Consider the following 13,863-nt stretch of genomic DNA (forward strand, 5'->3'; position numbering starts at 1 on the left):
CCTGCGCGATCTGGCACAACCGCACCATCGGCGCACCCATCACCAGGTCACTGATCGCCTACGACCACTGAGCCACATCGGAACTACTCATCTAGTCCTGCGGAGGGAAAGACGTCCGCAGGGTGAACGCGTGCGCCGTCGGCCCGTGCTCACGCAGGTGGAGGAGACGGGCCTCGGCCTCCCGCACGGTGGGCCGGTGCCCCGCCGGGACCCACCACAGCGCCGTCACCGCCTCGTCGAGGCGTTCGAACCACTCGCGGCGGCGGGCCAGCAGCTCACGGTGCTGCCCCTGGTACATGAACGCGGTCAGCGCGTTCGTGTCGCGCCAGGTGGACATGTTGACGATCAGCCAGTCGTCCCCGAACACGGGGACGTCCGTCGCGTTGCCCGACTCGCTCTGCAGCCGCCAGACGAAGCCGTCCGCCGCGTCCGCGACGGCGTTCACGGGGTCGAGCGCCTCCATGAAGTCCTTCAACGGAGGCGAGTCCAAAGGTGCTTTGAGACGGGCGATGTTCACCTGGGCGAGCTCGTGCACGGCAGGGGACTGGGTCATGACCGAACGTCAGGTCGGCGTGGGGGCCGGGCGACACCCCCGTCTCAGAACCCGAGCACCGCCCTCATCACCGCTTTGGCGATCGGCCCCGCGTTCCCGCCGCCGCTGATCTCCCCGCGGTCGGCGGACGCGTCCTCGACGACGACCGCGACGGCCACCGCCGGCTCCAGCGAGCCCTCGGCCTGCGCCCAGGAGATGAACCATGCGTAGGGCACCCCGGAGTTGCCGATCCCGTGCTGGGCGGTGCCGGTCTTGCCGCCGACGGTGGCGCCGGGGATGGCGGCGTTCCTGCCGGTGCCCTCGCGTACGACGTCGGTCATCAGCTCGCGCATCTGCTGCGCGGTCGCCGGGCTCATCGCCTGGTGGAGGGTCCGCTGCCCGGTCGTGGCGACCGTGCGGCCCCCCTGCGTGGTCGTCCGCTCCACCAGATACGGCGCCTTGACCGAGCCGCCGCCCGCGACGGCCGACGAGATCATCGCCATCTGGAGGGGAGTCGCCCGGGTGTCGAACTGCCCGATGGAGGAGAGCGCCAGCTGCGCCCTGTCGAGCGTCAGGTCGAAGTTGCTGGGCGAGACGGAGAACGGGATCTTCAGCGTCCGGTCGTTGAAGCCGAAGTTCGCCGCCGCCGCCGTCATGTCGCCGAGGCCGATGTCCACGCCCAGCTTCGCGAAGACCGAGTTGCAGGACCATTCGAAGGCGTACCGCACGGAGGCGTCCTCGCAGCCGTCGACCTCATTGGTGAGCGAGGTCGTCGTGCCGGGGAGCCGGTAGGGGTCGGGCGACTCGGTCGGCGCGTCGAGATCCCTCACCACGCCCGCGTCCAGCGCCGCGGCGGCGGTCACCACCTTGAACGTCGACCCGGGCGGATACGTCTGCCGGATCGCCCGGTTGAGCATCGGCTTGCTCGCCGAGTCGTTCAGCCGGTTCCAGGCCCGCGTCGCCGCAGGGCCCGTCCCGGACAGCTCCGCGGGGTCGTACGACGGCGTGGACACCAGCGCGAGGATCTTCCCCGTGGCCGGTTCGACCGCGGCGACCGCGCCCCGGCGCCCGGCGAGACCGTCGTACGCCGCCCGCTGGGCCGCCGAGTTCAGGGTGGTGACGATCTTTCCGCCGGGGTTCTGGGCGCGGGTGACGTCGTTCCACAGGGGGAGCGGGGCGAGCATCGGGTCGGTGCCGGAGAGGATCTCGTCGCCCGCGTTCTCCAGGAACGTCGTCCCGTACAGCTGCGAGGCGAAGCCGGTGACGGGTGCGTACAACGGGCCGTCCGTGTACGTCCGTTCGTAGCGCAGCTGCTCGCCCGTGTCCGCGGAACCGGTGATCGTCCTGCCGTCGACGAGGATGTCCCCGCGCGGCTGCTCGTAGCGCGTGATCGCCTGACGGCGGTTCGCCACGTTGTCGTCGTAGGACGAGGCCAGGAAGACCTGGACGCGGGCGGCGTTCACGAGGAGCGCGACGAGCAGCACGGCGCACAGCCCGGCGGCCCGGCGGATGTACTTGGTCATGGCGCGACCTCCCGGCCGTTCACGGCGCCGCCGTCCCGTCGTACTGGCTGCGGGCCACGTCGCTGATCCGGATCAGCAGCGCCACGATGATCCAGTTGGTGACGACCGACGAGCCGCCCTGCGCGAGGAAGGGCATCGCCATCCCGGTCAGCGGGATCAGGCCGGTCACTCCGCCCGCGATCACGAACACCTGGAGCGCGACGATCGACGCCAGACCGATCGCCAGGAGCCGCCCGAACGGGTCGCGCAGCGCGAGGCCCGCCCGGTAGCCGCGCTCCACGAGCAGGGCGTAGAGCAGGAAGATCGCCGACAGTCCGGCCAGCCCCAGCTCCTCGCCCGCGGTCGCCAGGATGAAGTCGGACTTGGCGGCGAAGCCGATCAGGATGGAGTGGCCGAGCCCCAGACCGGTGCCGGTCACCCCTCCGGCGGCGAACGAGAAGAGGGACTGCGCGAGTTGGTTGGCCCCCTGGCCCGCCTCGATCGAGGCGAACGGGTGCATCCAGTCCTGCACCCGGCCGTGCACATGCGGTTCGAGGCGGCCGACGGCCATGGCGCCCGCGCAGGCCAGCAGCAGCCCGACGGCGATCCAGCCGGTGCGGCCGGTGGCGACGTACAGCAGGATCACGAACAGTCCGAAGAACAGCAGGGACGTCCCCAGGTCCCGCTCCAGCACCAGCACGCCGACGCTCAGCAGCCAGATCGCGACGATCGGTCCCAGCACCCGGCCGGCCGGCAGCTGGAGGCGCTCGAACCGCCAGATCCGGCGGCCCGCGTAGGCGAGCGCGTTGCGGTTGGCGGCGAGGTATCCGGCGAAGAACACCGCCAGCAGCACCTTCGCGAACTCGCCCGGCTGGATGGAGAATCCGGCGATCCTGATCCAGATACGGGCGCCGTTCACCGCGGGGAAGAAGATCGGCAGCGTCAGCAGGCCCAGCGCGGCGACCACGGAGACGTACGTGTACCGCTGGAGCACCCGGTGGTCGCGCAGGAAGAGCACGGCCGCGATGAAGAACGCGACGCCCAGCGTCGACCAGATCAGCTGGGTGGGTGCGGCCTGGTCGGCCGGGGTGTCGAGGTCGAGCCGGTAGATGAGGACCAGTCCGAGGCCGTTGAGGAGGACGGCGATGGGCAGCAGCAGCGGATCGGCGTACGGCGCACGCAACCGCACGGCGACGTGCGCGAGGAGGGCGAGCACGCCGAGCCCGGCGCCGTATCCGGCGGCGCCGGGCGGGACGGTGCCGTTCCGTGCGAGACCCACGGCGCAGTAGCCGCACACGCAGAGCAGGACGGCGACGACGATGAGGGTGAACTCGATGCCACGGCGCCGGGGCAGGCGTACGGCCGGGGCGGGCGGGTCCGCCACCACGGTCGTTCCGGGCAGTCCGGGCTGGATCATGTCCGGAACGTAGCAAGTGGTGAACCTGATGTCCCGTTATGTAGTGATAAACGGGCTGTTCCGGTGTACCTCACGGGGTGCGGTCCCGGTGAGGTACACCGGTGATCCGGAACTCAGCACCACGGGGGCGTGGTGCCGAAGGTCTCGATGGAACGGGCCGGGGCCCAGGACCAGGTGCTGTCGGCGAGCAGGTACCAGAGCGTGTCGCCGTCGACCGGCTCGCCATTGGTCTTGCAGAAGATCCCGACCGGTTCGCCGTGCCGGGCGATACGGACCAGCCGTCCGCCGCGGTACGGGTCGCTGCGCAGCGCCAGCCCGCGGGGAGCGTCGACCCTGCCCCGGATCAGCAACCCATCGTCGATGCCGCTGAACCCGAAGTCGAACCCGTCGTCGAAGCCGATGCTGCGCCCGATGCCCGTGTCGAAGGCGGCGCCGGCCTCCAGGCCGCGGTCGACGTCGAGCCCCGAGGCCGTCGCCTCGTCGGCGAGGGCGGGGCCGGCACCGGCGAGGGCGAAGAGGCTCGCGGCGGCGACCGCTATGCCGAGCCTGCTGCACGTGGACCGCAGGAACATGGGGGGGACTCCTCCGAGTAGGCGCGGATCTGACTTATCGCCACACTAGGAGCGGAGTCGGGCGCGCGCAGGTCACGCTGCGCCATCGGGGACCGAGAGCCGCCCGGGCTGCTCCGTACGGTCGTCCGCCGGGCCCGGCACGGGTGAGGCGCTCAGGCGGGACCGGACTGAGGGAGCATCAGCGTCGCCACCGCGCCGCCGTCGGGCGCGTTGCCGAACAGCAGCCGGGCGCCCAGCACCTCGGACTGGCCCAGCGCGATCGTCAGCCCGAGCCCGTGCCCCTTCGCCCCGCCCTCCGTGCGAAAGCGCTGCGGCCCGTGCTCCACCAGGTAGTCCGGATAGCCCTCGCCGTGGTCCCGTACCGTGACGACCGGCCCGTCCACCGTCAGCACCACCGGCCCCGTGCCGTGGTTGTGCGCGTTCGCCAGGAGATTGCCGAGCACCCGCTCCAGCCGCCGCCGGTCGGTCTCCACCCGCGCGTCCCGTACGACCCTGACCTCGGTGTCCGTCCCGGACGCGCGCACCACCCGCTCGGCCAGCGGGGCGAGCTGCTCCGAGTCCAGGTCGAGGCGTTCGCTGCGCGCGTCCAGACGGGAGATCTCCAGCAGGTCCTCGGTGAGCGTGCGCAGTGCCGCCACCCGGTCGCGCACCAGCTCCGTCGGACGTCCCGGCGGCAGCAGTTCGGCCGCCGCGTGCAGCCCGGTCAGCGGGGTGCGCAGTTCGTGCGCCACGTCCGCGGTGAAGCGCTGCTCGCTCAGCAGCTTGCTCTGGAGCGACGACGCCATGGTGTCGAGGGCCCCCGCCACGGCGGCCACCTCGTCCTGCGGACGCGTGGGGTCCTGTGCGCACGGGTCGTTCACGCGGGCGTCCAGATCGCCCGCGCTGATCCGCCGCGCCACCAGCGCCGTCGCGTGCAGCCGCCGCGTCACCCGCGTCACCGCGAACGCGCCCACCAGCAGCGTCGCGCCGATCGCCAGCGCCGACGACCACACGATCGACCGGTCCAGGGTCTGGATGGTGTGGGCGCCCTGCGCGTAGTCGTACTGGACGGCGAGCGCGCGTCCTCCGTCCGCGGGCCCGGCCGCCCACATGGTGGGGTGCGCCGTCCGGTCGGCGACCATCGTGCCGCGCTTCCCGCCCGCCGCCAGCGCGCGCAGCGTGACCGGCAGCCCGGGCGGGTCGATGCCCGCGCCGGCCGGCAGCCGGTCGCCCGCCTCGTACGCGGCCGTCACGTCCGTGAGCCGGTCGAGCGCGCGCCCGCGTGCCTCGCCGACCGTCTGGTTGGTCACCGAGACGTGCACGAGGATCCCGAGGAGCGCGGCCAGGCCGCAGCACATCACCGTGATGAAGGCGGCCGCCTTCCAGGTGAGGGTGGCGGTCCAGCGCGGCAGACGCAGGAAAGGCCGCCTCATGAGGTCCTCGCGGAGGGCGCGGGCGTGCGTGCCGACGCGGACGGCGAGAACGGCGGCGCCGACACGGACGGCGGGGCCGAGGGCGTGGCGGAGGGCGTGGGAGTGCCGGAGGGCGTGGGAGTGGCGGTCCCGGAAGGAGGCCCGACGCGGAGGATCTCGTCGCGCGTCGCCAGCATCGCGTTCTGGTGCGGATCCCAGCTCCAGACCGTACGGAACTCGTAGCCCGGCAGCGTCGACGGCGAGCGGATGATCACCTCGCGGCCCGCGAGCTCCACGCTGACCACCCTGTCCGAGGTCCCCATCACCTGCACCAGCCTGTGGTCCAGGAACGTGTAGACGCGCACGGCGAGCTGGTCCGCGGGGAAGCGGATGCCGAGCACCATGTCGTCCTTGCCGTCGCCGGTCAGATCGCGGTAGTACGCCTGGAGGACCGGGCACTTCTCGCCGGTCGCGCCCTTCTTGCCGCAGTCCTTCAGCCGGTCGGCCGTCTGCGCGTACGTCGCGTGCGGGCCGCTGTACTCGGCCGGGTGCGCGGCGACCTCCGCGCGCACCACGGCGAGCGGGTCCACCTTGTGGATGTCGTCGCCGGGCGCCGTGATCCCCTTGACCGTCTCGGTGTCGGCCTCCCCGTAGTCGATGGCTGGCGTGGAGGCCGGCGGCAGCTCGGGCCACAGCCGGGTCGGGCCGACGGCGGTGGGCGTCGCGCCCGCGCCGCGCAGGTCGCCGGAGTCGCCGCAGCCCGCCAGTGCCGCGACCAGCAGGGCGCTCGCGGCGGCGGCACCGAGTGCTGTGCGCGTACGGCGGCTGTGGATCACTGCACTCCCGCGTCCGGGCCACCCCGGCCCGCAGGCGCTCCGGCACGGGGTCGGCGTGGAGAACGATGTCGTCGAAGCGGTGACCGTCCGCGACCGGTTCGCGACGGGTGTGCGGACACGGCGCGGGACGATCGGTCGCCGTATACACCTTATTCGTATGGAAGTCCTTTTTGTTCACTCGCCGGGCCGCGCCACCGTCCCGCGGACCGCACCCGTCCACCTGCGGACCGCAGCCGTCCTCCCGCGGACCCCACTGGTCCTCCCGCGGGCCACGCCCGTCCTGCCGCGGGCCGTGCGCTCCTGTCGGGCTGCCCGCCCCGGCGGCGTCGAGTGCGCGCCCGGATCGGACCGCGCGCGACCCCTGTGGTCGCGGCCGCGTGCGAGCCTCCCGCCGGGTCACGGCTCCGCGAGCTCCTCCAGGAGCCGGGCGGTGGCGAGGCCGGCGCGCAGGTACTCCTCGAAGAGCTCGTTGTGCAGCGCCCAGGGCGAGCGCCGGCTCCGTATCAGCCGGATCGCCTCGTCGGTGGAGTGCCCGGCCAGGACGAGCGCGTGTGCCACGACCAGTCCCGAACGGTTGTAGCCGTGGTAGCAACGGACCAGGACCCGGCGCCCCGCCTCCAGGGCGTCGTCCGCCGCCTGGGCGAGCCGGATCACGCCCGCCAGCTGCGTACCGTCGAGAGGGCCGTCCGGAATCGGCCATACGTGGTGCTCTATCCCCGGGTCCGGCCCGTGCCCCGGCAGTCGCAGCAGCGTGAGCACGAGGTCGAACTCGTCGTGCACGACGGCGAATTCCGGCTGCCCGGCGCGGCCCGCGAACGCGTGCCCGCCCATCCACAGGCCGGGCACGATCTCGCTCCAGGGGCTGTCCGGAGCCGGTACATCGGGTTGTGTCCTGCGGGTCCGCAACGGCGCCTCCCACCCAACTCCCCAGCTGTCCACAAAGGTATCCGGGTTCTTGCCCCTGGAGCACCCCGCCTGTTCCCATGGTCGAGGGGTGATGGTGCATGAAGGGACTGCGCGTCGTACCGACCTGGCGGCACGGTCAGGAGCGGCTGTACGTGTGCCTGACGGACGGCAGGAACGTCGCCTGGTACGACCGCGAGACGGCCCGGGTCAACCTGCTCAGCGAGGACCGGCGCGAGGACGTGCTCGACGCGCTCGGCCCGTTCCTGGCCGGCCCCGTGACGGTGGGCCCGCCGCCCGTCCCGACCCCGGCCGAGCTGGCCCGGCTGACCCTCCACCCCGACGACGACCTCGCGCCCAACCGGCCCGGCGAGGCCCTGGTGGTCGCCCTCGACCGCGACCCCGGCCCGCCGCGCCGTCTGCGGCCCGACCCGCGGCGCCGCGCGCTCGCCGCCGAGCAGGCGGTCGGCGAGGCCCTGGACCGGATGGAGGGCGCGGGGTGGCACACCCTCCACTCCGTGCCCCTGCCCGGCGGTGAACGCATCCACCACCTGGTCGTCGGCCCGGCCGGCATCTTCGCCGTGCGCACCCTCTACGCGCGCAAACAGCGCGTCCTCGTCACCGACCCCATGGTCACCGTCGGCCGCCACGAACCGCGTCCGCTGCTGCGCCTGCTCCGCGCGGACGCCGACCGCGCCGCGTACGCGCTGACCGCCGAGGTCCACCCGGTGCTGGCCGTGGCGGGCCCCGCCACCTTGGACGTCGTGGCACCACCGCGGGAGATCCGCATCCTCCAGGACGCCGACCTGCCGGACCTGGCCCGCCTCGGCGGCGTCCTGAAGCCGGCCGACGTCGAGGCCCTCCACGCCATGGCCCGCGACCGGCACACCTGGCTGCGGGTCTGAAGCGGCGAAGCGCCGTCCCGGGCCGCTCTGCCGTGACGGGGCGGCCCCGAGCCGTCACGGCAGGGCGGCCGCCCGCCCCGCGTCGAACAGGGGCGCCAGCAGATCCCCGTACCGCTCCAGCCTCGCCACGACGTCCGGCGCGAGGAAGGCGAGCTGCGACGCATGCGTGCAGGACGCGACCTCGTCCCACGTCACCGGCGTGGACACGGTGGGCTCGGGCCGCGCCCGCAGCGTGTACGGCGTCGCCGTGGTCTTGCGCGCCGCGTTCTGGCTGAAGTCGACGAACACCTTCCCCGGCCGCAGGTTCTTCGTCATGCGGTGCGTGACCTGCCCCGGCATCGCCCGCTCGGCCTCGACGGCGAGTCCCTTCGCGTACGCGCTGACGTCCTCGGACGGCGTCGGCGCGACGGGGGCGAGCAGATGCAGCCCCTTCGCCCCGGACGTCTTCGCGTACGCCTCGATCCCGTCCCCGCCCAGCCGCTCGCGCAGCCACAGGGCCACCTCGCAGCACTCGACCACCGTCGCCGGCGCCCCCGGGTCCAGGTCGAGGACGAGCCGGTCGGCGATGCCGGGCGTGCCGATGGTCCACTGCGGCGTGTGGAACTCGGTCACCAGGTTCGCCGCCCACATCAGTGAGGCGAGGTCCTGGACCAGGACCATGCGGGCTGGCCCCTCCATGCGCGGCACCTCGGCGGTCGTGACCCAGCCGGGCGTACCCGGCGGCACGTTCTTGGTGAAGAAGACCTGGCCCTCGGGCCCGTCCGGGTAGCGAAGGAAGGACACCGGCCGGTCGCGCAGGTGCGGGAGCAGGGCGTCGGCCACCGTCGCGCAGTAGTGCAGCACCTCGCCCTTGGTGAAGCCGGTGGCGGGATAGAGGACCTTCTCCAGGTTGCTGAGCGCGAGCCTTCGCCCCTCCACCTCCGTGATCGGCGTCATACGATGAGAATCCCACGAAACCGGCTGATATCGGATATCGATCGGAAGGATGCCGCACGTGCGATCCATCTGGAACGGCGCCATCTCCTTCGGCCTGGTCAGCATCCCCATCAAGCTCGTGAACGCCACGGAGAGCCACTCGATCTCCTTCCGCCAGATCCACACCGACGACGGCGGCAGGATCCGCTACCGCAAGGTCTGCGAACTGGAGGACCGCGAGGTCACGACCCCGGAGATCGGCAAGGCCTACGAGGACGCCGACGGCACGCTCATCCCGATCACGGACGAGGACCTGGCCTCACTGCCGATCCCCACCGCCAGGACCATCGAGATCGTCGCCTTCGTGCCGGCCGACCGGATCGACCCGCTCCAGATGGACACCGCGTACTACCTCTCCGCCAACGGCGTGCCCGCCGCCAAGCCGTACACCCTGCTGCGCGAGGCCCTGAAGCGCAGCAACAAGGTCGCCATCGCCAAGTTCGCCCTGCGCGGGCGCGAGCGGCTGGGCATGCTGCGGGTCGTCGACGACGTCATCGCCATGCACGGCCTGCTCTGGCCGGACGAGATCCGCGCCACGGACGAGGTCGCCCCGGACACCGGTGTCACCGTCCGCGAGCAGGAACTGGACCTCGCCGACGCGCTGATGGACACCCTCGGCGAGGTCGACCTCGAGGACCTGCACGACGACTACCGCGAGGCCGTCGAGGAACTCATCACCGCCAAGGCGTCCGGCGCGGAGGCGCCCAGCGTGCCCGAGCGCGAGGCGGGCGGCGGCAAGGTGCTGGACCTGATGGCCGCGCTGGAGAAGAGCGTGCGCGCGGCCAAGGAGTCGCGGGGCGAGGCAGCCGGCGGGGAGACGGGCGGGGAGGAAGCGGGTGCCGCGGAAGCGGGCGGCGAGGCGGAGGTCACCCCCCTCCCGGCCCGCCGCAAGTCCGCCCGTACGGCGCCCAAGGAGGTCGGCGGCAAGAAGTCCACGTCGACGAAGCGGACGGCGGCCAGGAAGACCACGGCCCAGAAGTCGGCGGCGCACAAGTCGACGGCGCAGAAGTCGACGGCGCAGAAGTCGGCAGGCCACAAGACGGCCTCGGGCACGGCGTCCAAGAGCACGGCCAAGAGCACGTCCAAGACCGCCAAGAGCACCGGCAAGGAGGCGGCGGCCAAGAAGACCGCCGCCAAGAAGACTGCCGCGAAGAAGACGACGGCGCGCAAGCGGGCGTCCGCCTGAGGGCGCGCTCGGTGGGCCTCGGCGGGTGTCCCGCCCTCGTACACGGGTCCGGCGGGTCCGGGATCAGGCCGTACGGCGCAGGGCCAGCACCGCGTTGTGGCCGCCGAAGCCGAAGGAGTTGCTGAGCGCCAGGTCGCCGAGGTCCGGAAGGGCACGGGGAGCCTTCGTCACCACGTCCAGCTCGATGGCGTCGTCCTGCTCCTCGCAGCCGATGGTCGGCGGGATCAGGCCGTGATGGAGCGTGAGGACGGTGGCCACCGCCTCCACCCCGCCCGCCGCGCCCTGGAGATGACCGAGGTGCCCCTTGAGCGCGGTCACCGGGACGTCCCCGCCCAGTACGGCCCGCAGGGCGCTCGCCTCGGCGAGATCGCCGTCCGTGGTGGCGGTGGCATGGGCGTTGACGTGCACGACGTCCACCGCATGGGCGCCCGCGTCCCGCACCGCCCGGCGCAGCGCGAGCGCGACACCACTGCCCGACGGGTCCGGCGCCGCCATGTGGTGGGCGTCGGCCGACAGCCCCCAGCCGGCGGCCTCGCAGTAGATCCGCGCACCCCGCGCCCGCGCGTGCTCCTCGGACTCCAGCAGCAGGAAGCCCGCACCCTCGCCGTTGACGAAGCCGTCACGGTCCTTGGCGAAGGGCCGCGACGGGCTGACGTCTCCGAGCTCATGGGTGGACAGGGCGCGCATCGCCGCGAACGAGGCCATGATCGCCGGGGTGACCACGGCCTCCGCGCCACCGGCGAGGGCCACGTCGACGTGCCCGTACCGGATGCGGTCGATGGCCTGCCCGATGGCCTCGGTGCCGGACGCGCACGCGCTGGTCACCGTGCGGGCCTCGCCCGTGATCCGCAGCGCGAGCGACACCTGGGACGCGGCCTGCGAGGGCACCGTCATCGGCGTGGTCAGCGGTGACACGGCGCGCGGTCCCTTGTCGCGGAGCTTGCGGTCGCCGCCGACCAGCACGGAGGCGTCGCCGAGGATGGCGCCGACACTCACGCCGACCCGCTCGGGGTCCAGCCCGCTCTCGGCCGTGCCGGCCACGTCGAACCCGGCGTTCTGCCACGCCTCGCGCGCGGCGAGCACCGCCAGCTGGGCGGCGCGGTTCATCCGTCGTGCCTGCGGCCGCGGCAGCAGACCGGCCGGGTCCACGGGGACGCTGCCCGCCACCCGTACGGGCAGTTCGGCGAACTCCTCGCCCTCCAGCTCCCGTATCCCGCAGAGGCCTTCCACCAGACCCTGCCAGAGCTCGTCGACGCCGATGCCGAGCGGCGTGACGGCACCCAGGCCGGTGACGACGACCCGCCGGGGCGCGCCGGCCCCGCCCGCCGCGTCGCGCCGCGGCCGGGGGAAGTGCCGTACGACACAACCGTCCTGGGCGGCGGCGTCGAGACGCTCGCGCAGCACGGCGTCCGTCACCGGCTCCTCGGCCCGGCTCTCCAGATCCCGGTGCCACCGGCCCCACCGGCGGGTGTACGACTCCTCGACGGCCCGGGGGTCGACGGTACGCAGCGAGGTGATGCGGTCGCCGTCACGGAACTCCATCCCGGTGAGATCGGCCGACGCGATCCGCGGAATCCCGGAGACGTCCATGCGACGACAGGCCACCGTCACCCGGCGACCGCGCTCGAGCACCTGATCGTGATCCATTCCCCCGAGGGGCGGCCGTAGCGTGACCCGAATGGTGTCCGGGCTTTCCGGAAGTGTGTGCATGACCACATGCCACCTTTCCTCCGCGACCTCTTGTTCGGAGAGGGCGAGGAGATCACCGGGAATCACTTCGGCGACGGTGACGGCGTGGGGCTGTACGGGGACGTCGGACGAATCGCGCATGGCGGAGCCTTCGGTGCATGGGGGGAATGTCGGCATCAACTGTCGACGACGATTCGCCAGTTGCCTAGGTTTCCGTGCCCGGTAGTGCGCAACGTCACGAATGCCGCGCACTCGATTCGCGAACCGCCAAGGATGCCGAAGTGCCGCATGGAATATGCCAATGACATATGTTCACGCGGCCCGCAATTCCGCACCCGCCCGCAGATCCCACAGAAACTGAATGACCACGGCTGTGAACGGTCGCGGCATCTCACCGTACGACGCACAGGCACAGCGTCATTTCCTTTTGCAGCGCCCGGACTTGGAGATTACTGGCAGAGGTCCACACCCTGGGCCAGTGCCACGCGCCCTGAATAGTTCACCGTGTTGGTGGCCCGGCGCATGTACGCGCCAGTTGCTGGCCTTGTGGAAATCCGCCGGCCCCGACCGAACGACCGACCATGGCTCGGTCGGGGGCAGCGGCTGCGCCGACGGCTTGCCGCGAACGCAACCGCCGGCCGCACTGTGCCCCTTCCTGCTCGATAGGGGCCGACGGAAGACGGAGCGATCCCGCGCCCTGCACGTCGCACACGCCTGGCCCCGTCCGCGCCCTCTGCCGCGTGCGAAGCCTGTACTCGTGCATGACCGCACCCGCTGGGGCCGGCTCGCCTGGACGGTCCCGGTGACGGCACCTTGCCCACCACGCCCAGGGAGTTCGCGGTACTCACTCGGCCACACTCGGCGCCCGGTGTCCCAGCGACCTCACCGGCTGGGTCGAACGACGAGCAGCCGTGAACTCACGACGACGGCCCGAGACCCGTGCGGAGGCCGGGTCTCAGACGCCTGGTCACCGACAAGGACTGTGTGGAACGCCGTGTTCTCATCACGCTCCTTCATCCTGGCACCCGTGGCCGCGCCGGCAGCCGGCGCGGCACTCGGAGCCCTCACCCGCCTCCTTGAGACGAACGACACCTCCACGGCAGGCCGTTCCGCGTATCTCGTCCTGAACGAGGCATGGCCCTGGTCGGCCCTGGCCTTCTGTGCCGGCCTCGCCCGCGCATCCAGGGTCGCGTCCGCCGCCGTGGCTGCAGCGTCCCTGGCGGCAGCTGTCACTGCCTACTACGCGGTGCATGAGCAGACCACCTGGGCCGGGGCTTTGTCGGCCGCACTCGCATGGGGTGCGGTCGCCCTGGCAGTCGGGCCCATTCTGGGACTGGCGGGGAACCTGGCACGCAAGCGTGGACTTCGCGGTCTCCCCTTTCGACCGATGGTCCCACTGCCGGCTGTCGTGGAGACGTCGGCGCGGCTGCGAGCCGAGGTCTCGGTACAAGGGCCAGTCGGTGAGACGGCATGGACCATTACCCGCCTTGCAGCGGTAGCTGCCTGTCTCGCCCTGGCCGCACACGCAATCCTGATCAACCGGCGGCACCGGAGTGAAGGGTAAAGCCCTGCGGCCCACCGGGAGTCCGCCTACGTCTTCACCACTCGCACCGGCCGCCCGGGCGAGCGACGGAACGTCGACCACTCCTTCACGCGCATCGCCCGGTCCGCCGGCCTCCGCGTGATCCGGCTGCAGGACGCCTGCCAAGGCGCCGTCAAAGGCCTCGGACCAAGATCGGTCCAGGGCGTTTGCCTACGTGTCCTCGGCAGGGTTCGAACGACGGTCACGAGGAAGCAGCCCATGCGAAGATCGAAAAGGCGCTGGGGGAGGAGGGCGACGCGGCCCGGTCGCCTCTGCATCGCGCCGAGACCCACCACTTGCTGGGGGTGCGTGTTCCGCCCGCCGCACCGCACCGACCTCTCCGTCCCGCGGGAGGCGGAGATCGTCTGATACC

General features: G+C 72.2%; 12 protein-coding genes. 3 read left to right on the forward strand and 9 right to left on the reverse strand.

The window, feature by feature from the left end; translation table 11 throughout:
- Positions 1-91: 91 nt before the first annotated feature.
- From ACZ4IF_RS37240 to ACZ4IF_RS37270, 7 genes are all read right to left on the reverse strand, one after another.
- Positions 92-553, reverse strand: a complete 462-nt coding sequence (locus tag ACZ4IF_RS37240; RefSeq protein ID WP_467571347.1) for a DUF3291 domain-containing protein — start codon at positions 551-553, stop codon at positions 92-94.
- A 44-nt stretch (positions 554-597) separates the two neighbouring features.
- Positions 598-2,055, reverse strand: coding sequence for a penicillin-binding transpeptidase domain-containing protein (locus ACZ4IF_RS37245; protein ID WP_467571352.1), 1,458 nt, complete (start codon positions 2,053-2,055; stop codon positions 598-600).
- Between the two features lie 19 nt (positions 2,056-2,074).
- A complete protein-coding gene (locus ACZ4IF_RS37250) occupies positions 2,075-3,451 on the reverse strand; it encodes an FtsW/RodA/SpoVE family cell cycle protein (RefSeq protein WP_467571357.1) in 1,377 nt (458 codons plus the stop codon).
- Positions 3,452-3,564: 113 nt separating this feature from the next.
- The gene (locus ACZ4IF_RS37255; protein ID WP_467571360.1) at positions 3,565-4,023 is read right to left on the reverse strand and encodes an SH3 domain-containing protein; all 459 of its coding nucleotides are present in this window, start codon (positions 4,021-4,023) and stop codon (positions 3,565-3,567) included.
- Between the two features lie 152 nt (positions 4,024-4,175).
- Positions 4,176-5,435, reverse strand: a complete 1,260-nt coding sequence (locus ACZ4IF_RS37260; RefSeq protein WP_467571363.1) for an ATP-binding protein — start codon at positions 5,433-5,435, stop codon at positions 4,176-4,178.
- The gene (locus ACZ4IF_RS37265) at positions 5,432-6,250 is read right to left on the reverse strand and encodes a hypothetical protein (RefSeq protein WP_467571366.1); all 819 of its coding nucleotides are present in this window, start codon (positions 6,248-6,250) and stop codon (positions 5,432-5,434) included. Before ACZ4IF_RS37265 ends, ACZ4IF_RS37260 begins: the two co-directional genes overlap by 4 nt.
- A 396-nt stretch (positions 6,251-6,646) precedes the next feature.
- Positions 6,647-7,156, reverse strand: a complete 510-nt coding sequence (locus tag ACZ4IF_RS37270) for a protein-tyrosine phosphatase family protein (RefSeq protein WP_095936628.1) — start codon at positions 7,154-7,156, stop codon at positions 6,647-6,649.
- Between the two features lie 98 nt (positions 7,157-7,254).
- Between ACZ4IF_RS37270 and ACZ4IF_RS37275 the strand changes: the two genes are divergently transcribed.
- Positions 7,255-8,058: a nuclease-related domain-containing protein gene (locus ACZ4IF_RS37275; protein ID WP_359503575.1), complete on the forward strand. Its 804-nt coding sequence runs from the start codon at positions 7,255-7,257 to the stop codon at positions 8,056-8,058.
- Between the two features lie 54 nt (positions 8,059-8,112).
- On the opposite strand, the gene ligD is transcribed toward ACZ4IF_RS37275, so the two are convergent.
- Positions 8,113-8,994, reverse strand: a complete 882-nt coding sequence (ligD, locus tag ACZ4IF_RS37280) for a non-homologous end-joining DNA ligase (RefSeq protein ID WP_467571376.1) — start codon at positions 8,992-8,994, stop codon at positions 8,113-8,115.
- Positions 8,995-9,052: 58 nt separating this feature from the next.
- Between ligD and ku the strand changes: the two genes are divergently transcribed.
- A complete protein-coding gene (gene ku / locus ACZ4IF_RS37285) occupies positions 9,053-10,219 on the forward strand; it encodes a non-homologous end joining protein Ku (RefSeq protein ID WP_467571379.1) in 1,167 nt (388 codons plus the stop codon).
- Between the two features lie 63 nt (positions 10,220-10,282).
- Here ku and ACZ4IF_RS37290 read toward each other — a convergent pair whose 3' ends face one another.
- Entirely contained in the window at positions 10,283-12,049 is a 1,767-nt protein-coding gene (locus tag ACZ4IF_RS37290; RefSeq protein ID WP_467571382.1) for a beta-ketoacyl-[acyl-carrier-protein] synthase family protein, read from the reverse strand.
- Positions 12,050-12,902: 853 nt separating this feature from the next.
- Between ACZ4IF_RS37290 and ACZ4IF_RS37295 the strand changes: the two genes are divergently transcribed.
- A complete protein-coding gene (locus ACZ4IF_RS37295) occupies positions 12,903-13,472 on the forward strand; it encodes a DUF6518 family protein (protein WP_467571385.1) in 570 nt (189 codons plus the stop codon).
- Positions 13,473-13,863: the final 391 nt, after the last annotated feature.

Source organism: Streptomyces sp. NPDC025784, from assembly GCF_055558435.1.